General features: G+C 34.6%; 27 protein-coding genes. 11 read left to right on the forward strand and 16 right to left on the reverse strand.

Features of this window, described 5'->3' with window-relative positions; all coding sequences use genetic code 11:
* Positions 1-77: 77 nt before the first annotated feature.
* From LUA91_RS10875 to mce, 11 genes are all read right to left on the reverse strand, one after another.
* Positions 78-398: a helix-turn-helix domain-containing protein gene (locus LUA91_RS10875; protein ID WP_231426069.1), complete on the reverse strand. Its 321-nt coding sequence runs from the start codon at positions 396-398 to the stop codon at positions 78-80.
* A complete protein-coding gene (gene murC, locus LUA91_RS10880; RefSeq protein WP_231426070.1) occupies positions 398-1,750 on the reverse strand; it encodes a UDP-N-acetylmuramate--L-alanine ligase in 1,353 nt (450 codons plus the stop codon). The genes LUA91_RS10875 and murC overlap by 1 nt, the downstream gene beginning before the upstream one ends.
* A gap of 95 nt (positions 1,751-1,845) precedes the next feature.
* A complete protein-coding gene (gene prmA, locus LUA91_RS10885) occupies positions 1,846-2,685 on the reverse strand; it encodes a 50S ribosomal protein L11 methyltransferase (protein ID WP_231426071.1) in 840 nt (279 codons plus the stop codon).
* A complete protein-coding gene (tpiA, locus tag LUA91_RS10890; protein WP_231426072.1) occupies positions 2,685-3,446 on the reverse strand; it encodes a triose-phosphate isomerase in 762 nt (253 codons plus the stop codon). The genes prmA and tpiA overlap by 1 nt, the downstream gene beginning before the upstream one ends.
* A gap of 43 nt (positions 3,447-3,489) precedes the next feature.
* Positions 3,490-4,662 carry a putative sugar nucleotidyl transferase gene (locus tag LUA91_RS10895; protein WP_231426073.1) on the reverse strand — a complete coding sequence of 391 codons (1,173 nt, stop codon included), beginning with the start codon at positions 4,660-4,662 and terminating at the stop codon, positions 3,490-3,492.
* Positions 4,663-4,734: 72 nt separating this feature from the next.
* Positions 4,735-4,983, reverse strand: coding sequence for a type B 50S ribosomal protein L31 (locus LUA91_RS10900; RefSeq protein ID WP_025142617.1), 249 nt, complete (start codon positions 4,981-4,983; stop codon positions 4,735-4,737).
* A gap of 240 nt (positions 4,984-5,223) precedes the next feature.
* Complete coding sequence (locus LUA91_RS10905; protein WP_231426074.1) at positions 5,224-5,913, reverse strand: hypothetical protein; 690 nt, start codon at positions 5,911-5,913, stop codon at positions 5,224-5,226.
* 93 nt (positions 5,914-6,006) lie between these two features.
* Entirely contained in the window at positions 6,007-6,654 is a 648-nt protein-coding gene (locus LUA91_RS10910) for a response regulator transcription factor (protein ID WP_231426075.1), read from the reverse strand.
* A 59-nt stretch (positions 6,655-6,713) separates the two neighbouring features.
* The gene (locus tag LUA91_RS10915; protein WP_231426076.1) at positions 6,714-8,462 is read right to left on the reverse strand and encodes a tetratricopeptide repeat-containing sensor histidine kinase; all 1,749 of its coding nucleotides are present in this window, start codon (positions 8,460-8,462) and stop codon (positions 6,714-6,716) included.
* A gap of 41 nt (positions 8,463-8,503) precedes the next feature.
* On the reverse strand, positions 8,504-8,788 hold the full coding sequence (locus LUA91_RS10920) for a hypothetical protein (protein WP_231426077.1): 285 nt from the start codon (positions 8,786-8,788) through the stop codon (positions 8,504-8,506).
* A gap of 203 nt (positions 8,789-8,991) precedes the next feature.
* Positions 8,992-9,402 (reverse strand): methylmalonyl-CoA epimerase, encoded by a 411-nt coding sequence (gene mce / locus LUA91_RS10925; protein WP_231426078.1) that lies wholly within the window; start codon positions 9,400-9,402, stop codon positions 8,992-8,994.
* Positions 9,403-9,518: 116 nt separating this feature from the next.
* On the opposite strand from mce, the gene LUA91_RS10930 reads away from it, so the two are divergent.
* The 7 genes from LUA91_RS10930 to LUA91_RS10960 all read left to right on the forward strand — a co-directional run bounded on the left by LUA91_RS10930 (position 9,519) and on the right by LUA91_RS10960 (position 16,722).
* Entirely contained in the window at positions 9,519-10,730 is a 1,212-nt protein-coding gene (locus LUA91_RS10930; RefSeq protein WP_231426079.1) for an IscS subfamily cysteine desulfurase, read from the forward strand.
* A gap of 175 nt (positions 10,731-10,905) precedes the next feature.
* Entirely contained in the window at positions 10,906-11,319 is a 414-nt protein-coding gene (iscU, locus tag LUA91_RS10935) for a Fe-S cluster assembly scaffold IscU (protein ID WP_010602054.1), read from the forward strand.
* An 83-nt stretch (positions 11,320-11,402) separates the two neighbouring features.
* Positions 11,403-11,729, forward strand: a complete 327-nt coding sequence (locus LUA91_RS10940; protein ID WP_025142623.1) for an iron-sulfur cluster assembly accessory protein — start codon at positions 11,403-11,405, stop codon at positions 11,727-11,729.
* A gap of 324 nt (positions 11,730-12,053) precedes the next feature.
* Positions 12,054-13,970, forward strand: coding sequence for a long-chain fatty acid--CoA ligase (locus tag LUA91_RS10945; RefSeq protein ID WP_231426081.1), 1,917 nt, complete (start codon positions 12,054-12,056; stop codon positions 13,968-13,970).
* Between the two features lie 149 nt (positions 13,971-14,119).
* Positions 14,120-14,578 carry a MaoC family dehydratase gene (locus LUA91_RS10950; protein ID WP_231426082.1) on the forward strand — a complete coding sequence of 153 codons (459 nt, stop codon included), beginning with the start codon at positions 14,120-14,122 and terminating at the stop codon, positions 14,576-14,578.
* A gap of 117 nt (positions 14,579-14,695) precedes the next feature.
* Positions 14,696-16,405, forward strand: coding sequence for a lysine--tRNA ligase (lysS, locus tag LUA91_RS10955; protein ID WP_231426083.1), 1,710 nt, complete (start codon positions 14,696-14,698; stop codon positions 16,403-16,405).
* A 104-nt stretch (positions 16,406-16,509) separates the two neighbouring features.
* Entirely contained in the window at positions 16,510-16,722 is a 213-nt protein-coding gene (locus LUA91_RS10960) for a hypothetical protein (protein ID WP_231426084.1), read from the forward strand.
* Between the two features lie 93 nt (positions 16,723-16,815).
* On the opposite strand, the gene LUA91_RS10965 is transcribed toward LUA91_RS10960, so the two are convergent.
* The 3 genes from LUA91_RS10965 to LUA91_RS10975 all read right to left on the reverse strand — a co-directional run bounded on the left by LUA91_RS10965 (position 16,816) and on the right by LUA91_RS10975 (position 19,529).
* Positions 16,816-17,370 carry a pyridoxamine 5'-phosphate oxidase family protein gene (locus LUA91_RS10965; RefSeq protein WP_231426085.1) on the reverse strand — a complete coding sequence of 185 codons (555 nt, stop codon included), beginning with the start codon at positions 17,368-17,370 and terminating at the stop codon, positions 16,816-16,818.
* Positions 17,371-17,593: 223 nt separating this feature from the next.
* Entirely contained in the window at positions 17,594-18,841 is a 1,248-nt protein-coding gene (locus LUA91_RS10970; protein WP_231426086.1) for a sodium:proton antiporter, read from the reverse strand.
* Positions 18,842-18,989: 148 nt separating this feature from the next.
* A complete protein-coding gene (locus LUA91_RS10975) occupies positions 18,990-19,529 on the reverse strand; it encodes a DUF2892 domain-containing protein (protein ID WP_231426087.1) in 540 nt (179 codons plus the stop codon).
* Between the two features lie 115 nt (positions 19,530-19,644).
* On the opposite strand from LUA91_RS10975, the gene LUA91_RS10980 reads away from it, so the two are divergent.
* Both LUA91_RS10980 and ung read left to right on the forward strand, forming a co-directional pair.
* Complete coding sequence (locus LUA91_RS10980) at positions 19,645-20,163, forward strand: thioredoxin family protein (RefSeq protein ID WP_231426088.1); 519 nt, start codon at positions 19,645-19,647, stop codon at positions 20,161-20,163.
* 77 nt (positions 20,164-20,240) lie between these two features.
* Positions 20,241-20,921, forward strand: a complete 681-nt coding sequence (gene ung, locus LUA91_RS10985) for a uracil-DNA glycosylase (RefSeq protein WP_231426089.1) — start codon at positions 20,241-20,243, stop codon at positions 20,919-20,921.
* A gap of 257 nt (positions 20,922-21,178) precedes the next feature.
* On the opposite strand, the gene LUA91_RS10990 is transcribed toward ung, so the two are convergent.
* The gene (locus tag LUA91_RS10990) at positions 21,179-21,649 is read right to left on the reverse strand and encodes an Lrp/AsnC family transcriptional regulator (RefSeq protein WP_056850310.1); all 471 of its coding nucleotides are present in this window, start codon (positions 21,647-21,649) and stop codon (positions 21,179-21,181) included.
* 126 nt (positions 21,650-21,775) lie between these two features.
* On the opposite strand from LUA91_RS10990, the gene LUA91_RS10995 reads away from it, so the two are divergent.
* On the forward strand, positions 21,776-22,438 hold the full coding sequence (locus LUA91_RS10995; protein ID WP_231426090.1) for a metal-dependent transcriptional regulator: 663 nt from the start codon (positions 21,776-21,778) through the stop codon (positions 22,436-22,438).
* Positions 22,425-24,287: an Nramp family divalent metal transporter gene (locus tag LUA91_RS11000; protein WP_231426091.1), complete on the forward strand. Its 1,863-nt coding sequence runs from the start codon at positions 22,425-22,427 to the stop codon at positions 24,285-24,287. Before LUA91_RS10995 ends, LUA91_RS11000 begins: the two co-directional genes overlap by 14 nt.
* Here the strand turns inward: LUA91_RS11000 and LUA91_RS11005 are convergent, their stop codons facing one another.
* Complete coding sequence (locus tag LUA91_RS11005; RefSeq protein ID WP_231426092.1) at positions 24,288-24,767, reverse strand: redoxin domain-containing protein; 480 nt, start codon at positions 24,765-24,767, stop codon at positions 24,288-24,290.
* Positions 24,768-24,831: the final 64 nt, after the last annotated feature.

A 24,831-nucleotide genomic window follows, 5' to 3' on the forward strand; every position in this document is an offset into this window, starting at 1 on the left:
CTAAAGAGTTAAATCCGTTATTCTTTTATTATTTATCTTTGCTCTTTTATCCTTGTTCTTTCTCCTTGCACCTGCTGCTACACCCCCAATTTATCATAGAGCTCAATAACCTTTTTGCGAAGTTTATTGAGCTCTTCATCTTTTTCCAGGAGCTGTTGTTTCAAGTCTGATACATCTTCCAAAGATTCAGTTCCTGCAGCCATACCTGTAATTAATTCTGCCGCTGAAATTTTAAATAATTTAGATATTTGGAGTAATCTGGAGAGGTTTAAATCCGTTTGGCCAGTTTCTATTTTACAAAATGCCGGAGTGGAAATGTTAAGAAGTTTTGCTACATCAGCCTGACTTAAACCTGATTCTACCCTACACTTCTTGATATGATCACCGATGCTCTTCATTATTTTGTTAACGAAGCTGCTAACTCAGGCAAATCAAAACCTGCATAATTGCCCGAACTCATCATTAAAAGATTGGCATCCTTATAATTTAAACTTAACAAATAAGCTTTCAATTTGGACGCCTCATTAAAAAATTTAAGATTTGGGTTAGCAAAAGCTTGCTGAACATCGTTTTCTGAAAAAGGTTCCATTCGTTTTTGCTCAAAGGATTTCAGATCAATAAATACGATAGCCTCATCAGCTTTATCCATTGCTCCTGCATATTCCTTTAAAAAATCCTTATTTAAACTGCTAAAAGTATGTAGTTCGATACAGGCCACTAACTTACGATTGGAAAATTGTGATTTAACGGCATCAATAGTTGCTTTAAGTTTTGATGGAGAATGTGCAAAGTCTTTGTAAACATTTGTCGATTCATCTGCCGAAATAACTTCCAAACGCTTTGCAGCGCCAGTAAATGATGCAATTGCTTCATTAAAATCATTTGCACTAATATTCAATTTCTGGCAGACTAATTTTGCAGCATTTAAATTCATCAGATTATGGTCGCCAAATATTTTTAACGCCGTCTTATTTGGCAATAAATAAGTGATTCCATTTACGATTTCATGGTTTGGAATTCCATAACCGATTTTATTGATTTTAGCTGTCGACTTTATTGCAATCTCATTTAAATCATGATCAGCCTCACAATATATTAGAGTACCATTTTCTTCAATCGTATTGATAAACTTATCAAATTGCGAAGTATAATCGGCATAAGTTGGAAACACATTGATGTGATCCCATGCAATACCGCTAATCACAGCAACGTTGGCTTTGTAAAGATGAAACTTTGGTCTCCTATCAATTGGAGAAGATAAATATTCATCTCCTTCAATAATCATAACAGGTGCCTCTTCAGTAACTTTAACCATAGTTTCGAAACCGGCCAGCTGTGCACCAACTAAATAATCAAAATCGCGATTATAATAATTCAGCACATGCAAAATCATGCTGGTTATGGTTGTTTTACCATGACTCCCGCCAATTACTACCCTCAATTTATTTTTACTTTGTTCGTAAATATATTCAGGATATGAATAAATTTTAACACCCAGTTCCTGCGCTTTTAGTAATTCAGGATTATCAATTCTGGCATGCATTCCTAAAATTACAGCATCAAGATGGGTAGAAATACGATTCTCATTCCAACCCATTTCAGCAGGCAATAAACCATATTTATCCAAGCGGGATTTAGCTGGCTCGAAAATCACATCATCCGAACCAGAAATTTGATAACCTTTTTTATGTAGTGCAATGGCTAAATTGTGCATCGCACTTCCACCAATTGCAATAAAATGTATACGCATATGAATTAATTATTGGATGAATAAATAATTGAATGATAGAATGGGAATGCATCGAAAACTCAGCTTCCAACATTCAATCATTCAAAATTCAATCCTTATTTTTTCTCAAACTGAGCCGCAACCCAATCGCCATTTTGCTTATGATCCAAATATTTAATTCCATATTTGGCACATTCAGCCGTAATCATTCCCAAATCGGGATCTAGATAAAATCCACTGAAAAAGATTTTTCCTTCTGCCTTTAAAACTTCAGCATAACGATGAATCTGATCAAGGAGGATATTTCTGTTGATATTAGCAAAAATCACATCGTATTGTTCGCTTGGAATAACCTCTTTACTCCCGCAAATTGCTTGTAGATTATCTACATTGTTCAAAGCTGCATTTTCGATAGTACTTTCGTAGCAAATATCATCATAATCAATAGCAACCAAGCTTTTAGCGCCTAGCTTAGCAGCTAAAATTGCCAGAATAGCCGTTCCGCAGCCCATATCCAATACTTCCTTATCCTTTAAATCGGCAGCTAAAATATACTGCATCATCATGGTTGTAGTTTGATGATGCCCTGTACCGAACGACATTTTCGGATCAATCACAATTTCATACGGGTACGACGGTTGTGGCTCGTGAAAAGTAGCTCGCACATAGCACACATCATCAATAACCAGCGGACTGAAATTCTTTTCCCATTCTGCATTCCAATTTTCATCGCCAACATCTTCTAAAAGATAATCAGAAGCGAAATCGTCAGCATAACGGTAAAGCAAACCTTGTAATTCCTGTTCGCTAAAATTATCTTTCATGATAAATGCAGTGAAACCGTTTTCACTGTCTTCGAAAGTATCAAATCCCAGTTCAGCAAGATCACTAATAAGCAAATCTTGCTGAAATTCTTCGATATTTTCGAATTTAAATACTGCTTTTATATATTGCATTAGCTATTTAATGCTTTAATAATATCTGTAAAATCACGAGATTTTAATGATGCGCCACCAATTAAGCCTCCGTCAATATCTTTTTGAGCAAACAGACTAGCTGCATTACCTGGATTACAACTTCCGCCATAAAGTATTGTAGTATCATCGGCAATATTAAATCCATAATTGGCTTCAATCTCACTACGAATAAAAGCATGAATATCTTGTGCTTGCTCCGGTGAAGCCGTTAAACCTGTTCCAATGGCCCAAACTGGCTCATAAGCAATAACAATTTTAGAAAAATCAGTATCGCTTAAACTGAAAACACCTTCTACCAATTGTTTCTTTAATACTTCGAAATAACTTCCATTATTGCGCTCATCTAAAGTTTCGCCGATGCAAAAAATTGGTGTTAAGCCATTAGCCAAAGCAATTTTAGTTTTTGCCGCTAAAAGTTCATTACTTTCAGCTTGATATTGTCTGCGTTCTGAATGGCCTAAGATTACATATTCAACACCAACAGATTTTATCATTTTAGCAGAAATTTCGCCAGTATAGGCGCCACTTTCTTTATCATGGATATTTTGAGCGCCAATTTTCACATCGTTTCCTCCCAATTTCGCTAAACTGTTCAGATGAATAAACGGAGCACAGATAATAGCCAATTGATCGCCTTTGCGTTCATCTTTAACCATATTAACAATTTCGCTGAATAACGAAATGCCTTCGTTATAATCTAAATTCATTTTCCAGTTACCTGCAACTATTTGTTTTCTCATTGTATATATTGATTTAATGATCTTTGTATAGACCGTGGTTATATTAAAAATTTCTGTAAGTAGCCGTTAACTCATAGATTTTAGTTAAAATATTTTTATCTAAATCGTTAAATTTTAGATTTTTACGGGCTAAAACTTTTTCTGTTGTGTCGAACATTTTATGGAGCTTATAGCTTTCGAAACCATCGGCACCTCCCCAACTAAAATCAGGAATATGACTTGGCGGCAAACCACCACCAAAAACATTTGCACTAACGCCAACAGTAGTACCTGTATTGAACATGGTATTGATACCCGATTTAGAATGATCGGCCATGATTAGCCCACAAAACTGCAAATTTGTATTACGCATATTTTTGTTTTCATAATCATAAAGCTTTACCTCGGCATAATTGTTTTTCAAGTTAGAGTTATTGGTATCTGCTCCAATATTACACCATTCGCCAAGCACCGAATTTCCTAAATACCCATCATGCCCTTTCGCCGAATTCCCCCAAATAACTGAATTGTTAATTTCACCACCCGCCCGACTATTAGGGCCAATGGTTGTACCTGAATAAATCTTAGCACCCATTTTAATAGATGAATTTTCACATAGTGCAAAAGAACCACGAATCAAACTTCCTTCCCAAATTTCGGCATTTTTACCTACATAAATTGGACCATAGCCACTATTTAAAACGCTACATTCGGCTTTTGCACCTTCCTCAAAAAAGACATCATCTCCTAATAATTGGTTTGTACTACTTATTTTAGCCGAAGTACGTCCTTTTGTTAGCAGTTCAAAATCCTTTCTAATTTCTGAAGGATTATTAGTGAAAATATTTTCAAGAAAATTGATCTTTACAAAATCAGTTCCGTAATTAATTGGCTTAAGTTGTTGCCTGGCCTGTTCATACGTTAAATTTTCATTAACTGCATAGGCAATTATAATATCACCAGATAAGAGAACGTCTCCGGTTTTAAGAGCAGAAATGGCGCTGAGTAAATTATGATCAGGACATATGGATCCATTAACAAATAAGCTCGCATTTGATTTTGAAGCATATTTTATGGAAAGATAATCTTGAGTATTAAAACCGAAATCGGCATCGAAATATTTTGCCCATTTTTCTGCGATGGTTAAAATACCAATACGCAAATCAGCAACAGGTCTTGTAAAAGTAAGCGGACGGAGAGACGCCCAACTCGCATCATCAAAAAAATTGATTGTCATAAGCAACAAAAATAAAAAAAGTCCCGATGCTTTTGGCAAAGGGACTTTAAAAAATGCTTTTTACAGCTAAAATTATTTCTTAGCGTAACGGTTTTTGAATTTATCGATACGTCCTGCAGTATCAACCAATTTCATTTTACCAGTATAAAAAGGGTGTGAAGTGTGAGAAATCTCTAATTTATATAGAGGATATTCGTTACCATCTTCCCATTTAATAGTTTCTTTAGTATCTACACAAGATTTTGTTAAGAAAGCATATTCGTTAGACATATCTTTGAAAACAACTGGTCTGTAGCTTGTAGGGTGCAAATCTTTTTTCATCGTATTTTTATTTTCTTTTAATTTTGATGAAGCTATCTCGCTAACGCTTCGATGGTTTCATCTGAATATTATATTAAGTTATTTGTGCGAAAACATCAAGAACATTCTTGCAATTTGCTGGCAACAACGCTTATGACATTTTCTATTATTCTTTTATACCTCTATTTTAGAGGATGCAAATATCCTAATTTTATTTTTGATTTACAAGGGAGTATTAAAATATTTTCTCAGGAATTAATTTTAAAAAGGTTTGGCACTGCCAAATATCTGAAATAATTCTTTACCCCTGGTAATGGCCAGAAAATCTTGCGCTGTAATTGCCGTCGAAAGCCCATCGCTTTCTACAATAACCCTGCCCTGCCCTTCTTTAATAAAAGTTGCATCACTGCCATTTTTGTTTGAGATACAGATCAAGCCATATTTAAATCCCCGAATAGTTTTGTTTTCTAGCGTTCCCGAAAAAATTATTGCAAATTCTGCAACCTTACCTCCTTGAGTAGATTTAATTTTGCCATATACGGTAAAATTATTTCCAGTACCAGAAACTGCAGTTACCAAACTGGTATCTCTACTCGATACAAAATTTTTCCCTAACAACTTAATACTAAAATCGTCTTTTTGCTGCGACAAATTAACTCTTGCATCTGCAAACTTGTAACCTATAACGTAATCGCCTTTAATATTGGTTGATTGAAGAATCAGCGGATTGATGGCATAATTTCCTTCAACATTTACGGGAGAAACTCCGGTATTTATGGTTAACCCTAATTTTTTCAATGAATCTAAATATTGATCTGGGATAACCTGTTGAATTTGTTTTTTCTGAATTTCAGCTTGATTAATTTCTTCCGTAAGTTCTTTGTTTTTCGAGCATGATGATAGTCCCAAGACAACAATTGCAACAATAATGGTAAAATTTAAAGATTTCATGAGATTTGATTTTAGTTTGCGATAATTAATTTACACCACAAAACTCAATCAAATTAAAGGGATTAGAAATACCACATTGAGTGATTTTTAAGACTAAAACAATCCTTGCTGTTTAGCCTTTAAAATAGCTTCAGATCTGGAAGCAACATGAAGTTTTTTATAGATGTGCTTAACATGTGTACGAACGGTTTCATAACTTATAAAAGCCTTGTCTGCAATTCCACGATAGTTATTTCCATCAACCATTAATGATAAAATTTCCTTTTCCCGGGCGCTAAGTTCAAAATCAGTTTCTTCTGGCTGAACTAAAATCACGTTTTTTCGCACAAAGAACTGCATCACTTTTTGTGCGATAGCCGATGACATTGATGCCCCTCCATTATAAACCTCCTCAATGGCCTGTAAATGCTTTACAGGAGAATCAGTTTTTAAAATGTAGCCAGAAGCTCCAGCACAAAGCGCATTGAATATTTTATCACTATCGTTGAAAACAGTTTGAATCAGCACCTTAACTTCAGGAAATTGTTCAGTAATAATTTTTGTCGCTTCAATGCCTGTCCTCCCTGGCATTTCTATATCCATGAGCACCACATCGGGTCGACTAAACAAAATATCAGCTTCAACTTGATTTACATTAGGAAATGTTCCCGAACATACAAAACCAGGCGTTCCATTTATAATGGTTTGCAAAGCCTCACGAATGAGTTTATTGTCTTCGAAGATTGCTATTTTTATTTCCATTGTTGATTGTAAACATCAAATATGAGCATGACTAATAAGTTTTGACATACCTCATTGGGTTATTTAATTGATAGGCGGATTTTGGTTCCAAAACCAATTATGCTCTCCATTTTCAAATCTGCATTAATTTCCCTTGCCCTACTCGCCATGTTAGTCAAACCGTTTCCCTTTCTCACTTCATCAATCAAAAACCCACTGCCATCATCGTTTATAATAATTTGAATGAGCCTTTGATAATGAGTAACTTTCACTATTATAGTTTTGCAATTACTGTACTTAACCGCATTGTTAATACCTTCTTTACAAATGAGATAAATATTTTTTCTCTGTTCCATGCTTAATTTTAACATGGCAAGAGATTCAGAAATATCAAATACGAGTTGAATATTTTTAACAGTGGTTAATTGAGCAGCAAAATCTTTCAATCTCTCCAAAAGGGAAAATAAATTATCCTGGTGTGGATGAACAGCCCAAACAATATCGTTCAGCTTGGCTACCATTTCGCCAGCGTTGTCTTTAATTATATCAAGAGAATTGTTAACCGAATCATGTTCTTGATTTTTGATTTGTTCTTTTGTAATGTAACTATACATAGCAATGCCGCTTAAAGTTGCACCAACTTCATCATGTAAATCCTGACTGATTTTACTCCTCAAATTAGCCAATCGTAAACGTTGTAAGGCATAATAGCGATAAGCGATAAATGCAATAATTATAGACAACAACACCAATAACAATACATAAACTCTTGTATTTGCCAAACTTTGTTTATTTTCCGATTCGGCAAGTTCCAAATTAAAGATCAGTTTTTCGTTTTTTAAACCTGTTAGCAACAAGGTTTGAATTTGAGTATTGTTCCTGGCATATGTAGACGTTTGAATACGATTTTTCAATTCAAGCGTTTTAATAAGCTTTATTTGATCATTATATTTCTTGTATAGTTTGATGGCTGTTTCTAAAAACATCAAGCTGTAAAAATCATTTAATTGAGGATACTTTTTGAGCAACATGAACCCCATTTCCAACTTTGAGAGCGCTTCTTTTTCCTGATCGTATGCTGCAGCACAATTTGCCAATCCGCTGTAACTATTTAATTCAACATCAAAATCATTTCCTGCTAGGGCAGCAATTCGGGTAGATTCAAAATATTTCTTCGCACTATCGATATTATTTTTCTGAAAATAAGCATTCCCTAAATTTAAGAAAGCCGTTGCTGTACCACGTTTGGAATTTATTTGTTTTGATTCAGTTAATGATTCCCTGCTGTAGTATACGGCACTATCAGATTGATGCAGCTTTTCAAAAGCCTCTGCTAAATTACCGTTGATGTGATGCGGTTTAGAAAGTTCGATATATTCTGCCGGGTATGGTGGCTGATGTGCAAATTTTAAACCCTTTCTAAAATATTTTACAGCATCTTTTAACTTATTATTATTCATATAAAACAAGCCTATGAAATTGCATGCATCGGCCATGAGAATGCTATCCTTTAATACGGAGGCGATGTTTTCTCCTTTAAAGGCTTCCTGTAAACCAAGTTCATGCAAATTATTATAATAGTAAACCTCCGCTTGCCTGGAGGTTAAGAAATAAGAGAAGAGTGATGGTTTACGATAACTAACTTTTAGATAAATTTTATTTAGCCAAAGTTGCGCCGAATCATAGTGATCGGAGTTCATGTAATTATCAGCATTGTTAAATGCTTTTAAAATAAATTGCTCATCTTGCTTATTTAGATCGGGATTTGAATGCCCTTGGGCCGAAACAAATAAAGGGAACAATAAGAGTATGAGGAGGCGGCAATTCATTGATTAAAGATATTAAAATATCAAACAATCAATTCATTAAATCAAATTTGTGTTTTACTATATTTTTTCCAGGTTTCGAGTTTAGCCATTTGTCGGACTATATAAGCATCGGCAATTATTTCTGCAGAGCTTTTCCCTTCCACCGTTTCCAGCAGTTCTTTAAGTTTGTATTGATCAACATCAGCTTTATATAAAATCTGAATCAGTTTCTGGAAATCGTTATCTATCAGATAGGTAAAGGCATCAACCATTGCTGCCCTCAATTGATTTTCTGTGAGATTTTCATTGATGTCGAAATCTTTGCTGATAATTTGAATTAATGACACTGAACTGGATTTTTACGTTAATAGATTTTAAGATTATTGTTGGCCATTTAGTATTAAGCAATGAAACATGAACAAGATTTTTAGGATTTAGAGATTTTAAGATTATAGTTGACCACTTCGCATTAACCATTTCCCATCTTCCATTTTCCACTTCCTATTTTCCATTCCCTATTAACCATTTCCCATTTTACCTCTACCATCCCTTAAATCCATTTAATTTCCTGACAAAGCTCTATTAAAACCCCATTTGTACTTTTAGGATGCAAGAAACAAACCATTTTATTATCGGCACCTTTTTTTGGCACCTCATTTAGCAACGTAAAACCATTTGCTTTCAGTCGCTCCATTTCTTCGAGAATATTATCAACCGCAAAGGCAATATGATGAATCCCCTCTCCTTTTTTCTCTAAAAATTTAGCGATTGCGCTATCATCAGATGTTGCTTCCAAAAGCTCAACTTTATTTTCACCAGTTTTTAAAAACGCTGTATTTACATGCTCTGAAGCCAAGATTTCGGTTTTATAACACGAAGTATTTAACAAAAGTTCGTAAAGCGGAACAGATTTATTCAGGTTGTTTACGGCAATACCAATATGTTCTATCTTGTTCATCATTTAAAAAGGTTGGTTGAATGTAAAAATGCATGTTTTATCTATAACCTCATAGGGATTATTTATAATTGTTCGAAAAGTTTTTTCGTATCTTTGTTTTAATAATTAACAGAACAGAGATGAAACAGCCGATATATTTAGATAATAACGCCACAACACCTTTAGATCCTAGAGTGTTGGAAGCGATGCTACCTTACTTTACTGAGAAATTTGGAAATGCCGCAAGCCGTAATCACGCTTTTGGATGGGTGGCTGAAGAAGGAGTAGATTATGCTCGTGAGCAAGTAGCCAAATTAATCGGCTGTACTGAGAAAGAAGTGATTTTTACATCGGGCGCAACCGAAGCTGATAACTTGGCAATTAAAGGCGTGTTCGAAATGTACAAAGATAAAGGAAACCACATTATTACTGCGGTTACTGAACATAAAGCTGTATTGGATACTTGTAAACACCTTGAAAAAAATGGTGCAAGAGTAACTTATTTAGGCGTTAAAGAGGACGGTTTAGTTGATTTAGCTGAATTAGAAGCGGCGATGACTCCTGAAACGATTCTAGTATCGATTATGTATGGCAATAACGAAATTGGTGTTATCCAACCGGTTAAAGAAATTTCGGCAATTGCACACAAGTATGGTGCTTTATTTATGACTGATGCAACGCAGGCGGTTGGTAAAATTCCGGTTGATGTTAATGCAGATGGAATTGACTTAATGGCTTTTTCAGCACACAAAATGTATGGCCCTAAAGGTGTTGGTGCACTTTATGTTCGTAGAAAGAACCCAAGAGTAAAAGTAACTTCGCAAATGGATGGTGGTGGCCACGAACGTGGAATGCGTTCTGGTACGTTGAACGTTCCAGGTATTGTTGGTTTAGGTAAAGCTTGCGAACTTTGCCGTTTAGAAATGGAAAGCGAAACCATTCGTTTATCTGCATTACGCGATAAACTTGAATCGACTTTAAATAAAATGGAAGAAAGTTATGTGAATGGTAATACACAACATCGTTTACCACACGTAGCAAATATCTCTTTCAAATATGTTGAAGGTGAAGGTTTAATGATGGCAATGAGTGATTTAGCGGTATCTTCAGGCTCGGCTTGTACTTCAGCTTCTTTAGAACCATCTTACGTTTTAAAAAGCTTAGGTTTATCTGATGATTTAGCACACTCTTCTATCCGTTATGGTTTAGGAAGATTTACTACTGAAGAAGAAATTGATCAGGCCATTGCAGTAACTCAAAAAGCAGTTAATCACCTAAGAGAACTTTCTCCACTTTGGGAAATGTTTAAAGAAGGAATTGACTTGAGCAAAATTGAGTGGGCGGAACATTAATTTGATTGACGATTGTAGATTTACGAATTACGATTTGCGACCTACATAGTTAAAAAAAAATAAGATTGTAGATTCTTTCATTAAACTTTTTAAGCTACAATCAAATAGAAATATAAATTTAATATTTTACGTTTGAAGGGCAATCTAAAATCGTAAATCTAAAATCTAAAATATCATGGCATATTCAGAAAAAGTAATTGACCATTACAATAACCCACGTAACGTAGGTACATTAAATAAAGACAGTAAATTTGTTGGCACAGGCCTTGTTGGTGCACCAGAGTGTGGCGACGTGATGCGTTTGCAAATTGAAGTGAGTGAAGATAACGTAATCACTGATGCTAAATTTAAAACATTTGGCTGTGGTTCGGCTATTGCATCTTCATCTTTAGCTACAGAATGGTTAAAAGGAAAAACAATTGATGAGGCTTTATCTATCGATAACATGGATATAGTTGAAGAATTGGCTTTACCTCCAGTAAAAATTCACTGTTCTGTGTTAGCAGAAGATGCAATTAAATCGGCTATTAATGACTATCGCGTTAAAAATGGCTTAGAAGCAATTGTATTAGAAAAATCGCACCACTAAACAGAATTTAGATTTTAGGTTGACGAATTACGATTTGCTATTCGTTTAAATCTAAAATTGTAAATCTAAAATCGTAAATCAATATGATTACAATAACAGATAAAGCAAAAGAAAAAATCACCCACTTAATGCAGGATTCTGAAATGGGTTCTGATTATTTTTTACGCGTATCAGTAAAAGGTGGCGGTTGTTCTGGATTATCTTACAATCTGGATTTTGATAACGAGGAACAAAAAGGTGATCAATTTTTTGAAGATAGAGGAATTAAGATTGCGCTGGATATGAAATCATTTCTTTATTTGGCAGGAACTGAACTAGACTTTACTGATGGATTAAACGGAAAGGGTTTTAACTTTATCAACCCAAATGCAAGCCGCAGTTGCGGTTGTGGCGAAAGTTTTTCAGTTTAAAACTCACTTATTAAAATATTTGAAGGCTTCGAAAATTTCGAAGCCTTTTTTGCTAATACATTTTTTTGGTTCTCGCAGATTCAAAATAATTCTTCGCTAAAAAGATAAAATAGCTTCCCTATTATTTCTAATGCTCGCGATATTAAAAAATTTAGCTGCGTAAATCCCTTTGATCTGCGGGAAATATCATGACCAAATCTGAGTAAATCATCATTAATCTATTTGAAATATTATTACAATTAAATTGGTTACAAACATCAATTTGCAATATTAAACCAAAAAGCATTATTATTGTTAATTATATCGAATACCAAATAAAGAGCGATGCCATTAATTAACGAATTTTCTACTGTACCAACCCTTTTAAGGAATGTTGTAAAGAACATTCACAAACCTGAAGAAACCTTTTTAATACATAAACAAGGTGCAGAATGGGTTGAAATTTCATTCGAGGATACGCTAAAAAGGGCTGATGCAGTTTCTGCATTCTTCTTAGAAAAAGGCATAAAAAAAGGAGATCGCTTAGGTTTAATGATAGAGAATTCACCTGAATATGTTTATTACGACCAGGGTATTCAGCAAATTGGTGTTATTAATGTTTCCATTTATCCAACGCTATCTGAACAGGAAGTTGCATATATTATTAACGATTCGGGTATAAAAGGAATTTTAGTTGGGAATAATTTTCTTTATCGTAAGGTGCTTAAAGTTGCCTCCAATTGTCCAGCTTTAAAATATATTATTCCAGCTTTTAAAGATTTTGAAAAGGTAAATGTTCCTGCGGATGTTAAAGTGGAAATAATTGCTTTCTCTGATATATTGGCACTTAAGCATCAGGTTACAGCAGCCGAAAAAGCCGATATTGATCAATGCAGGACTTTGGTATTGCCTGAAGATGTTTCTTCATTAATTTACACATCAGGCACCACAGGAACCCCAAAGGGTGTAATGCTAACCCACCATAACTTTGTTAAAAATGTGGAAGTTTGTTTGCAACAAATTCCAGTGATAGATAAAACAGAAACCTTTTTATCATTCTTACCTCTGTCGCACGTATTTGAGCGCACTGCAACTTATCATGTTTGCTGTGCTCAAGGCTGTAAAATTGCTTTCGCTCAAAGTTTAGAGCTGTTGGCAAAAAACATGGGCGAAGTTCGTCCAACGGTAATGAGTTGTGTTCCAAGATTATTAGAACGCATACATGATAAAGCCATAAAATCAGGAACTGCAGGTGGCGGCACTAAAGCAAAAATATTCACCTGGGCATTAGAAACCGGCAAAAAATTTAGGGTGAAAAAAGAAGCGGGTGAAAATCCGGGCATCATTCTATCAACCAAAAAGGCTGTTGCAGAGAAACTTGTTTTTAGTAAAATTAAAGAGAAAACCGGTGGCAGATTAAAATTTATGATTTCTGGAGGTGCTGCCTTACCTAAAAATGTTGGTGAATTTTTTGGTGACTTAGGGATTAAAATTTTAGAAGGATTTGGTTTAACCGAAACCTCACCAGTAATGTCGGTTACAGAATACCACCGTCAGGTTTATGGAACCGTTGGTCGAATTATTCCCGGTATAGAAGTTGGCATTCAGGATGTGGAAACTAAGGAAATTATTAATATCCAAACACATGATACATTTAATGAAGAATTTGAGTGTGCAGAAGGTGAAGTAATTGTTCGCGGTCATTGCGTAATGAAAGGCTACTTTAACAAAACTGCAGAAACCGCTGAAGCCATTGATCGTGAAATGTGGTTTCATACGGGCGATATCGGTCGTTTTTACAAAGGCAACCTTCAAATTACCGATCGTTTAAAAAACATGATTGTAAACGCCTATGGAAAAAACGTTTATCCAACTCCGGTAGAAAACATCTATTTAAAAAGCCCAAAAATTGATCAGTTATTCTTAATAGGCGATAAACGTGAATTTATTACTGCTATTATTATTCCAAACAGAGAAACACTCGAGGAAACCTTTAAGCTAAAACCTTCCTTTTTTGATGATGCTGATCCATTTATTCGCGAGCAGGAAATTATCGATTGGATGGAACAAGACATCAAAAAAATCTCTAATGAACTGGCTAAGTTTGAGCGTATTAAAAACTTCAAAATTAAACGTAATCCATTTAATATTGATGATGGAGAGATTACACCTACAATGAAGATAAAACGAAGAATTGTTGAGAAGAAATACGCAGAAACTATTGATGAAATGTATAAGGAGGAAGTTGAAGCAGACTCTTAACGTTTCATAATAACTTGTTTTGGATACAGATATCTTCAACAATTAATTCAATCGATATAATTTCTTTAATAATATAAAATTTACCTACCTTCCAACTGTCAGAGTAATGTAATCTACAAATCTCTTTAAATGTGGCAATTGGTAAAAATATGGTGATAATTAATAGTTTTAAAGAGTACGAGTCATACTTAGGTACACAAATTGGTGCTTCCCAATGGCACAAAATCAATCAACAACAAATTGATAAATTTGCCGAGGCAACATTAGACTTTCAATGGATTCATTGTGATGAAGAAAAGGCAAAAAATAGTGGCCCTTTTGGTTCTACAATAGCTCATGGCTATTTAACCTTATCACTCATCCCCTATTTATGGAAGCAAATTGCAGATATTCAAAACGTAAAAATGGAGGTGAATTATGGGATCGAAAAATTTAAGTTTAACAAACCTGTGCTGGTAAATGATGAAGTACAGTTGAGGGCCAAACTCATTGCCATTTCAGATTTAAGAGGAATAACAAAGGTGATTATTGAAGCTAATCTTGATATTAAAGGCCAAACTAAAACTGCTTATACCGGAAATGTTGTGTTTTTATATCATTTCAATTAATTAAAAATATTCACTAAATAGTCAATAAATAGATAATATCCCTATCTATCTTTTTAAGGGCTAAATACTATTATTAAACATCTTGCAAAATTCTTACTTTTGCAAAAAATACCCGAAATGAGTATAGGATTATCAGAACAAGAAATATTACGACGTGAGTCGCTAAAACAACTACGTGAATTGGGCATCGAGCCCTACCCTGCAGAATCTTACGATGTAAATGTTACTGCTGCAGATATTTTAGAAAACTACGAAAAGGATAAAACTGCTTATAAAACGGTTAGCTTGGCTGGTCGGATCATGGGTCGTAATATTATGGGTGCAGCTTCTTTCGCTGAAATTCAGGATTCTACGGCTCGTATTCAGGTATATTTAAAAAGAGATGAACTTTGCCCTGGTGAAGACAAAACATTCTATAACACAGTATTTAAAAAGCTTTTAGATATTGGCGATTTCATTGGCATTAAAGGTTATGTTTTCACAACGCAAACTGGTGAGATTTCGATTCACGTTACTGAATTTAAGGTTTTAGCAAAATCTCTTCGTCCGCTTCCTATTGTTAAACGCGATGATGAAGGCAATGTATACGATGGATTTACCAATCCGGAATTGCGTTATAGAATGCGTTATGTAGATTTAACGGTTAATCCAGATTACAAACAAATCTTCATTAAACGCAGCAAAGTGATCAACTCCATGCGTAATTATTTCGATAATCAGGGCTGGATGGAAGTGGAAACCCCTATTCTTCAGCCTATTCACGGAGGTGCAGCTGCCCGTCCGTTTGCCACGCATCATAACACTTTAGATATGCCGCTTTATTTGCGTATTGCAAATGAGCTATATTTAAAACGCTTAATTGTTGCCGGTTTCGATGGTGTTTATGAATTCGGTAAAATGTTCCGTAATGAAGGAATGGATCGTACGCACAACCCAGAATATACCTCAATGGAAATCTATGTGGCCTACAAAGATTATATCTGGATGATGGCTATGGTAGAAGAATGTTTAGAAAAAGTGGCCATTGCAACCAATGGTTCTGCAGTTGTTAAAGTTGGCGAAAACGAAATTAATTTCGAAGGACCTTACGAAAAGCTTACCATGTACGAGTCGATCCAGAAATATACCGGCATTGATGTTTCGGCAATGAATGAAGAAGCGTTGATTCAAACTTGTAATGAGTTGGGTATTGAAACCGATTCTACAATGGGTCGTGGTAAATTGGTGGATGAGATTTTTAGTGAAAAAGTAGAAGCAAACTTAATTCAGCCAACTTTCATTACTGATTATCCAATCGAAATGACTCCATTGGCCAAGAAACATCGCTCCGCTCCAGGCTTGGTAGAACGTTTCGAAATTTTTGTTAATGGTAAAGAAATTGGTAATGCTTATTCTGAATTAAATGATCCGATTGACCAAAAAGAACGTTTTGAAGATCAGTTAAAATTAGCCGATCGTGGTGATGCAGAGGCAATGGCGATGGATGATGATTTTGTTCGTGCCCTAGAATATGGCATGCCACCAACTTCAGGATTAGGTTTTGGTATCGATAGAATTGTAATGTTGATGACCAACCAAAGTACCATTCAAGAGGTGCTTTTCTTCCCACAAATGCGCCCTGAGAAAAAGAAAATCGAGTTAACGCCAGAAGAAACAGAGTTATTTGCCTTAGTAAAGGAAGGCGAACAAGCGCCATTAACTGATATTAAAGCAAAATTAACAGATTGGAGCAATAAGAAATGGGATACCACTTTGAAGGCACTTACTGGTAAAGGAATTCTTAAAGTTTCTAAAACTGACGATGGCTTATTCCTGTCGCACAAATAGTTAGGGTTAACAAAAACATAACATAAACTTAAAAGGCTTGCTAACAATTGTTTAGCAAGCCTTTTCTATATTTACAGCAATCGATAAATAAATATGATTGCCTTATGAATACTTCAAGCTTAGAAATTAACGAAAGAGAATACTGCATCAAACTAAGTAAAGATGCTTTTGATTTAACCCTTGTTCGCCAATTGATTAAAAGAATCCAGGCCGAAGCACTTTTTTTCTCTAGGTCTCAAACGGAAGAAGATGATATCTTAAGTAAAAGATCACAAAGAGAAGAACTAGAAGGATACGATAGCTTAGAAGATAAATAGCTGATGAGTTGCCTGTTACGAGTTACAGGTGATGCGTTATTCATGGCGCAATATGATACACTTTCAACTTTTAACCCTAAACTTTCAATCCTATTAATCAATATCCAAAGTTCCCTCAACCGAATCATCCATTGTTTTTCCTGTAATTACAGATGCTGCTATTTTCAAAAATGCCACAGCAGTTCCGTTCTTGGTATCCCAATAATATCCTTCCGAGGGAATAACTTTAATTAACGTAATATTCGGATCTTCTTTCCCACCTTGAAACCATGTTTTAATAAACGGACTCCAAAGTTCATCAATTTTAGCCTGATCACGACTGATTTCTGATATTCCATAAATATTTACAAAGCCAGAATGTGCACCAGCCTGAAAAAGTAAATGTGTAAATGGGTCTGCAGATATTTCGTCATTTTTATGACTATCCTTCATGCTCATAAACCAAATATTTCCTTCATCGTCCACTTGCTGTATTGCCATTGGCCTTACCGAAAGCGGAACTCCGGTTTTAATATTGGTACAAAAGAAACAGCTTTCGGCTTTCTCTGCCAAACCGCGTAATTTCTCGATTGCTTCCTTGCCACCTAAATCTTTAATGTTGCCTTCTTCTTGAGTATTGTTAGTACTTCCTTCTTGTGATGTTGCCATAATGTAGATTTTCTATAAACTACAATACAAAATCCACTTTGGTTTTAATAATTTGAAAAGCAAATTTCTGCATCTATTAAAGTTTCCTCCTGTTATCACTACTATCTTTTTGTGATTGTTAACTCTAAACGATTGTTACTGCACCAAAAAGTATAGCCGTTCTATCAGGTTTAAAAATACAAAGCTGTGCTTAAAACATAAAACCAAATCAAGTATCGAATTCCTAAACCTCTTCTACCGAAAGTACTTTTTTTGCCAGTTTGCCAACGGTTAATCCTTGTACAATAATTGAAAACACCACCACGAAATAAGTAATACCAACTAACATCGGTTTATATGGTCCTTCATCCATAGATAAAACCAGAGCAATGGAAACGCCACCACGTAAACCGCCCCATACCAATACTTTTATGGTACCGCTGCTGAATTTATTTTTAAATGGAATAAGCCTTACCGGAATATAAATGGATAAGAACCTCGAGAAAAGTACAATTAAAATACAACAGATTCCAATTAACCAATAATCGGTAATGTTATGGATAATCAATAATTCAAACCCAATAAACAGGAATAATATCGCATTCAAAATCTCATCAATCAATTCCCAAAATTTATTAAGGTAATCTTTAGTAACTGCAGACATTGCCGTTCGTTTACCATAATTACCAATTACAATACCTGCTGCAACCATGGTTAAAGGACCAGAAATATGAATAGAGTGAGCAATTAAATAGCCACCCATTACCACAGATAAAGTAATTAAAACAGAAACCTTATAATCATCAATTTTTCGCATGGCATTTGATGCACCAATACCTAAAAGGGTTCCCAATAAGAAACCTCCCAAGGCTTCTTTAATCAATAACCAAGAAATATTAGTGAAACTCACATCAATATCACTCCCTTGTGCCAATTGAAGGATTACCGCAAAAATTACAACAGCAACACCATCGTTAAAAAGTGATTCTCCTGCAACTTTGGTTTCTAAAGATTTTTTAACATTTGCATCTTTTAAAACACCCATTACCGCAATGGGGTCTGTTGGTGAAATTAATGCGCCAAACAATAAACTATATATAAAGGGTACCTGGAAACCAAAAAGCGGAGAGATATAAAAAACCAATGCACCAACAGCAAATGTAGAAATAACAACACTCACAGTTGAGAAAATGATCACTGGGGCTCTTTGCTCATGTAAATCGACTAAGTTGATATGGATTGCGCCTGCAAATAATAAAAAATTCAGCATCGCACCCATCAAAACTTCTGTAAAGTCTACATCTTGAAGCAGTGTAGAAAAATGATCGAAAGTTTTAGGAAATAAGCTCCCTGTAAAAACCAAAACAATTGAACTCAACATTGCAATAATCATGATGCCAATTGTAGAAGGCAGTTTGAGATATCGCAAGTTTAAATAAGAGAAAAAGGAAGCTAAAACGATGAGAACGGAGAAAGAGTAATATAATTCCATAAATATTTTAAAGGACCGGTAAATCTCCAAAATACCAAAAAATTTCGACTCACCTAAATTTAATTTTAGATTATGACGTTAACGAGCAAAATTTTGAACACAAAAAAAGCCGACTTTCGTCGGCTTTTACTATCTCTCTAATAGAAAACTACCTGTAACGAACCTGCTGTTGCTTATCCATCATACCCATCTGATCTTTCATTTGTTTAATTTGATCAGCAAGTAATTTATTTTTATCTGCTTTTTTGGCTTCTGCTAAATACATAGTGGCTTCACGTTTATTACGTTTAGCCATTGCAATTCCGGCCAAACTTAACTTCGCCAATGCAACATTATGTTCCATTTGCATGCCTAAATTTAAGGCTGTTTTAAAATATTTTTCCGATTTTAATGGGGCAGTTCTACTTTCAATTAAGCCTACAAGCAAATTATAATAACCGTGCTGAACCCTAATTAATTGCTTTTCGTAATTTGTAATTCTATCTAAATAAGCTTTTGCTTTTGGCATATTATCTTTTCTTAAAAACCATTGTGCTAAAAGCATATTTTCATTAAAAAAGAAGGTTACCAAAACAATTAACCCTAATAAAATAGCCACAATTCCCCATGGCCAAAAACCGAAAATAAATAAAGCTACTGCGCCACCCAGTAAAGCAACCCCCGCAATTAATCTGATAATATTTGGCATAAATTTATTCTAATTATTTTTTTTTTGCAAATATCGTTTTTAAATGGCACAAATTAGATTATAAAATAATAATTTCATTAAAAATTTCAAAGTGTAAACAATTCATCAAATTAATATGAAAATTCTCTTATCCATAACCCTAATTGTACTTGCCATGAACGTTTCAGCTCAAGAAGTTAATAAAAAAATTCACGATCAAGCCAGAAATAAAGATGTTCTAATTAATGTTTGTACGAGGGAGGGTATTACAATCTTTCCTGAATTTAAAGAAATGTACGATCCAATTTATGCTGCCTATGTACCAGATGCAGCTACGATGATCGAATTGAAAAAGCTAGTAAAAAAAGAGAAAATTAAAATTGTTTTTGGCACTTGGTGTGGAGATAGTAAAGTAAATGTACCTAACTTTTTTAAAGTTTTGGATGCTTTACAGTTTAAAGAAAAAAATGTTGAAATTATAGCGGTTGATGGATCTAAAAAAGCAGAAAATGGAATTATTGATGGTTTAGATATTCAGCGTGTTCCAACATTTATCGTTTATGATAAAAAAGGAAAAGAATTAGGAAGAATTATAGAACATCCAAAAGCAACACTTGAGGCAGATTTATTAGAGATTTATAAAAAGAAATCGTAAAACTTTTGCCAATGGATATTAGTTTAATTTATAACACAAAACTATTATTCATTAATTCTTAAATTCAAAGCAATAATATGTCAGCAGCGTTAGAGCCAGGTTGGTTAGCCATTTTAGATGAAGAATTCAGCAAAGACTATATGTTAAGCCTGAAGTCTTTTTTAAAGGAAGAAAAAGAAATTGGGGCAACTGTATATCCTAAAAATGCTGATATATTCAATGCATTAAATACTACTCCTTTCAATAATGTAAAGGTTGTAATCCTCGGGCAAGATCCATATCATGGCATAGGGCAAGCCCATGGATTATCTTTTTCCGTTCAGCGGGGTATAGCTATACCTCCATCGTTAAAGAATATATATAAGGAATTGGAAACTGATGTTGAAGGTTTCAAATCTCCGAACCATGGAAATTTAACTCATTGGGCAGAACAGGGTGTATTACTTTTAAATGCAACGCTCACAGTTCGAGCATCAACACCAGGCTCACATCAAAACCGGGGATGGGAGATTTTTACTGACGAAATCATAAAAGCACTTTCAGCCAAAAAAGAGCATTTAGTGTTTTTATTATGGGGAAAATATGCCCAACAAAAAGCGGCATTAATAGATCAGAAAAAACACCATGTTTTAACTGCAGCCCACCCATCTCCATTTTCGGCTTATAATGGTTTTTTTGGCTCAAGACATTTTTCAAAGGCAAATCAGTTATTAGTTCAAAATAATTTGTCGCCAATTGACTGGAATTTGCCTGAATAAATAGGATTTTAAAAATCTTTAGTGATGGGCAAGAATTTAATATAGGAGGTATCGTCATTGCGAGTTCCGATTTTTCATCGGAACGTGGCGATCTTAATCATAAAATATACGTGTAAATAAGATTGCTCCAATCGATGAAAAATCGATTTCGCAAGGACGGAAAATAAATATGTCAATGATGATTTATTATTGCAATAGATTTTTAAGTAAAAACCTGCAAATACAATCGCAAGAAAAGCCCCTTGAATTAGTTAAGGTTAATATTCTAATGGTACAATTGGCTCCTTTTTAGTTGTAGACATAATCATCATCGTTTGAAAAGTTTTAACCACAGAAATCTTACTGATTTTCTCCATGATTAAACGCTCATATGATTTAATATCTTTAACATAAACCTTCAAAAGAAAATCCGCCTGACCAGTTACATGGTGACATTCTGTAATTTCTTTTATTTGATTAACCTCATCTAAAAAGATTTGAATGGTGTTGTTTTTATGGAAATCCAATTGAATTTGAATAAAGGTTTTAATACCTAAACCTAATTTTTCCTCATCAACCAATGCATGATAGCTTTTAATAAAGCCAGCCATTTCTAGCTTACGAACACGCTCCAAGGTTGGCGCAGGTGACAAGCCGATTTCTTGTGATAAAAGCAAGTTGGTAATTCTACCGTTTTCCTGTAAGATTCTTAAAATTTTAAAATCAATCTTATCTAATTCTGATGCCATATAAGTTCAAAGGTATTGAGAACACAAACATAACCAAATTATATTCTAAATTTTAACAAAATTTATCTAATAAATTTTAATAAAAATTTTTTAGATTTACCTAAAAATAAAATTAGATAAACATAAATGCAAAGCTTTACTGAAGAGAATTACCTCAAGATTATTTATCATCTTTCGGAAACTTCAAACAATGTTCAAACCAATGCAATTGCCGAGCAAATGCAAACAAAACCTGCATCAGTAACAGATATGATTAAGAAACTTGCAGATAAAGGTTTTGTAGATTATATCAAATATCAAGGTGTTACATTAACCGAAAAAGGTAAAAATGCGGCAATAGATATTGTGCGTAAACATAGGCTTTGGGAAGTTTTTTTAGTAGATAAGTTAAATTTTAAGTGGGATGAAGTGCATGATGTAGCAGAAGAATTGGAGCATATTAAATCTGTTGCATTAATCGAAAGATTAGATGAATTTTTAGGTTTTCCGAAGTCAGATCCACATGGCGACCCTATTCCGGATAAAAATGGAAGGTTTGCCAAAACACAGTTTACAAAGCTAATCGATCTTAAAATTGGCGACTCTGGTACAATTACCGGTGTTAGCCAACACAGTTCTGCCTTTCTAAAACATTTGGAAAAATTAGGTTTAACCCTCGGCAAACAAATTCATATTAATGATGTTACGGATTTCGATGGCTCAGTAGAAATTTCGGTAAACGGTAAACAAATCAATATTAGTAGAGAAGTGGCAAAGCATATTTTAATCAGCAATAATGGCAAAAACTGAATCGCTTAGTGAAGTACACCAAAGTGTAAACACCGATAAAAGAAAAGGTTGGCGTCGTATTTTAGCTTTTATTGGTCCCGCCTATTTGATAAGTGTTGGCTACATGGACCCAGGCAACTGGGCAACGGATTTAGCCGGAGGTAGTAAATTTGGATATCAGCTGATTTGGGTCTTGCTCATGTCGAACCTAATTGCCTTATTACTTCAATCTCTAAGTGCCCGTTTAGGCATTGTAAGAGGCCTGGATTTAGCGCAAGCATCTAAACACGCCTATCCACGTTGGGCAAACATTCCATTATTCGGCTTAGCTCAAACCGCAATTATTGCTTGCGATTTAGCAGAAATTATAGGCATGGCCATTGGTTTACAACTGCTTTTTGGACTACCCTTAATTTGGGGAATTTCTATTACCATATTTGATACCATTTTACTCCTATTCTTACTCAACAAAGGAATGAGGGCAATGGAAGGCTTTATTGTATCAATGGTTTTTATTGTAGGCATATCTTTTTTAGTAGAAATGTTTATTGTAGAACCTTCGCTAAAAGAAGTAGTTAAAGGTTTCGAGCCGTCTATTTTGGGTGGCGATGCCTTATATATTGCGATTGGTATTATTGGTGCAACGGTTATGCCACACAATTTGTATTTGCACTCATCGTTGGTTCAAACCAGGAAAATCGAACGTACAAATAAAGGTATAAAAGAGGCACTTAAATTTAATCTTATTGATACTACAGTAGCTTTAAATCTAGCTTTTTTTGTAAATGCAGCCATCTTAATACTGGCGGCAGCAGCTTTCTATAAAAATGGATTACATGAAGTTGCAGAAATTCAGGATGCCCATAAATTATTATCCAATATTTTTGGTGATGTAGCCCCTGCCCTGTTTGCAATTGCGCTTATTGCCGCCGGACAAAGCTCTACCGTAACGGGTACACTCGCTGGTCAGATTATCATGGAAGGCCACATTAATTTAAGAATTCAACCTTGGTTGCGAAGATTAATTACCAGATTACTAGCTATCGTTCCAGCATTTTTTACCATTCTTCATTATGGAGATGATGCTTTAGGTGGCTTATTGGTTTTGAGTCAAGTAGTTTTGAGTCTGCAGTTGGGTTTTGCAATTATTCCTTTAATACATTTTACATCAGATAAAAAGCTGATGAAGGATTTTGCCATTAAAACTTGGGTTAAAGTATTAGCATGGACTAGTGCTTTTGCCATTATCGCTTTAAACGTTAAACTGGTGATAGAAGAAATCAGCGGCTGGACCAATGAAGCCAATACCTGGTGGATTTATGTAATCGTTGTTCCAGCCGTAATTTTTATCGTTTTCCTTTTGTTATATGTTTTCTTCCATCCAATGATTGAAGAAAAAAATAGAAATAGACAAATGGTTCCCCATGGTAATGCTTTGGATATCGGTAAAATTGAAAAAATCAGCTATTCAAAAATCGGAATCGCAGTAGATTTTTCTAAAAATGACCGTAACACGATTCGACATGCTTTAATTCAAGGTGGAAAAGATGCTCATTATTTTCTGATCCACGTGGTAGAAACTGCTGCTGCCCGCTATCATGGACAAGATGTATTGGACCATGAAACGCAAAGTGATCGGGAAAATCTTGAAAAATACAAAGCAAACCTTGAAGATCTTGGTTATGATTCTACACCATTTATTGGTTTTGGAAGCACGGCCAAAGAAATTGCAGACATTAGTAATAAAAATGAATTGGAGCTTTTAGTAATGGGTGCCCATGGCCATAAAGGGCTTAAAGATTTGATATTTGGTACTACTGTTGATTCAGTGAGACATAAAGTAAATATCCCGGTGCTGATTATTCGATAATTAATTTTTAACCAATTTCATCATCTTTTTAATTCCTCCATCGCCAGCATTATATGCTACAAGTTTTCCACCCGGAGAGTAAAGATACATTGCAGGATACATTTTCGGCAAAAACAAAGGAATAAAGAGTTGGTTTTTATCTTGAAGGATAGTCACATTTGGTTTGGTATTCAAGCCTTTGGCATAGGTATTAAAAAATTGAGGAATAATGTATGCTTCATCCAAAGTGATCATGTAAATATTTACATTTTTGAACTGGGTATAATTGGCGCCAAGCAATTTAGTTTCTCTCTGGCAATGTTCGCAAGTAACATCAAAAAGCATAAATAGATTTTGTTTACCCGGAACTAAATTTTTATTGGAAAACGCTTTTTTATCAAGTTTAAAAAACGTGAATTGAGGTAATATAGTAGGTTGCTGTGCTTTCAGCTGAACAAAAAAGAAAAGGGATATTGCTAAAAAAATGATTCTGAATTTCATAATTGACGTTTAACAAACCAAAAATAAATAATAATTTTTTACCAATTGATTTATCTTTTAGCTT

Origin of the sequence: Pedobacter sp. Leaf250 (assembly GCF_920984735.1) — a bacterium.
GTDB lineage: Bacteria > Bacteroidota > Bacteroidia > Sphingobacteriales > Sphingobacteriaceae > Pedobacter.

What these genes read in the sequence shown, in the direction of transcription:
- LUA91_RS11000 (WP_231426091.1), top strand. Translation starts at nt 22,425, where the DNA reads ATGGCAAAAACTGAATCGCTTAGTGAAGTACACCAAAGTGTAAACACC.
- LUA91_RS10950 (WP_231426082.1), top strand. Translation starts at nt 14,120, where the DNA reads ATGGTGATAATTAATAGTTTTAAAGAGTACGAGTCATACTTAGGTACA.
- LUA91_RS10975 (WP_231426087.1), bottom strand. Translation starts at nt 19,529, where the DNA reads ATGCCAAATATTATCAGATTAATTGCGGGGGTTGCTTTACTGGGTGGC.
- LUA91_RS10900 (WP_025142617.1), bottom strand. Translation starts at nt 4,983, where the DNA reads ATGAAAAAAGATTTGCACCCTACAAGCTACAGACCAGTTGTTTTCAAA.
- LUA91_RS10875 (WP_231426069.1), bottom strand. Translation starts at nt 398, where the DNA reads ATGAAGAGCATCGGTGATCATATCAAGAAGTGTAGGGTAGAATCAGGT.
- LUA91_RS10905 (WP_231426074.1), bottom strand. Translation starts at nt 5,913, where the DNA reads ATGAAATCTTTAAATTTTACCATTATTGTTGCAATTGTTGTCTTGGGA.
- tpiA (WP_231426072.1), bottom strand. Translation starts at nt 3,446, where the DNA reads ATGAGAAAACAAATAGTTGCAGGTAACTGGAAAATGAATTTAGATTAT.
- ung (WP_231426089.1), top strand. Translation starts at nt 20,241, where the DNA reads ATGTCAGCAGCGTTAGAGCCAGGTTGGTTAGCCATTTTAGATGAAGAA.
- LUA91_RS10895 (WP_231426073.1), bottom strand. Translation starts at nt 4,662, where the DNA reads ATGACAATCAATTTTTTTGATGATGCGAGTTGGGCGTCTCTCCGTCCG.
- LUA91_RS10945 (WP_231426081.1), top strand. Translation starts at nt 12,054, where the DNA reads ATGCCATTAATTAACGAATTTTCTACTGTACCAACCCTTTTAAGGAAT.
- LUA91_RS10990 (WP_056850310.1), bottom strand. Translation starts at nt 21,649, where the DNA reads ATGGCATCAGAATTAGATAAGATTGATTTTAAAATTTTAAGAATCTTA.
- LUA91_RS10910 (WP_231426075.1), bottom strand. Translation starts at nt 6,654, where the DNA reads ATGGAAATAAAAATAGCAATCTTCGAAGACAATAAACTCATTCGTGAG.
- LUA91_RS10960 (WP_231426084.1), top strand. Translation starts at nt 16,510, where the DNA reads ATGAATACTTCAAGCTTAGAAATTAACGAAAGAGAATACTGCATCAAA.
- LUA91_RS10970 (WP_231426086.1), bottom strand. Translation starts at nt 18,841, where the DNA reads ATGGAATTATATTACTCTTTCTCCGTTCTCATCGTTTTAGCTTCCTTT.
- LUA91_RS11005 (WP_231426092.1), bottom strand. Translation starts at nt 24,767, where the DNA reads ATGAAATTCAGAATCATTTTTTTAGCAATATCCCTTTTCTTTTTTGTT.
- LUA91_RS10980 (WP_231426088.1), top strand. Translation starts at nt 19,645, where the DNA reads ATGAAAATTCTCTTATCCATAACCCTAATTGTACTTGCCATGAACGTT.
- iscU (WP_010602054.1), top strand. Translation starts at nt 10,906, where the DNA reads ATGGCATATTCAGAAAAAGTAATTGACCATTACAATAACCCACGTAAC.
- LUA91_RS10930 (WP_231426079.1), top strand. Translation starts at nt 9,519, where the DNA reads ATGAAACAGCCGATATATTTAGATAATAACGCCACAACACCTTTAGAT.
- LUA91_RS10995 (WP_231426090.1), top strand. Translation starts at nt 21,776, where the DNA reads ATGCAAAGCTTTACTGAAGAGAATTACCTCAAGATTATTTATCATCTT.
- LUA91_RS10940 (WP_025142623.1), top strand. Translation starts at nt 11,403, where the DNA reads ATGATTACAATAACAGATAAAGCAAAAGAAAAAATCACCCACTTAATG.
- LUA91_RS10965 (WP_231426085.1), bottom strand. Translation starts at nt 17,370, where the DNA reads ATGGCAACATCACAAGAAGGAAGTACTAACAATACTCAAGAAGAAGGC.
- mce (WP_231426078.1), bottom strand. Translation starts at nt 9,402, where the DNA reads ATGATGAACAAGATAGAACATATTGGTATTGCCGTAAACAACCTGAAT.
- prmA (WP_231426071.1), bottom strand. Translation starts at nt 2,685, where the DNA reads ATGCAATATATAAAAGCAGTATTTAAATTCGAAAATATCGAAGAATTT.
- LUA91_RS10915 (WP_231426076.1), bottom strand. Translation starts at nt 8,462, where the DNA reads ATGAATTGCCGCCTCCTCATACTCTTATTGTTCCCTTTATTTGTTTCG.
- murC (WP_231426070.1), bottom strand. Translation starts at nt 1,750, where the DNA reads ATGCGTATACATTTTATTGCAATTGGTGGAAGTGCGATGCACAATTTA.
- lysS (WP_231426083.1), top strand. Translation starts at nt 14,696, where the DNA reads ATGAGTATAGGATTATCAGAACAAGAAATATTACGACGTGAGTCGCTA.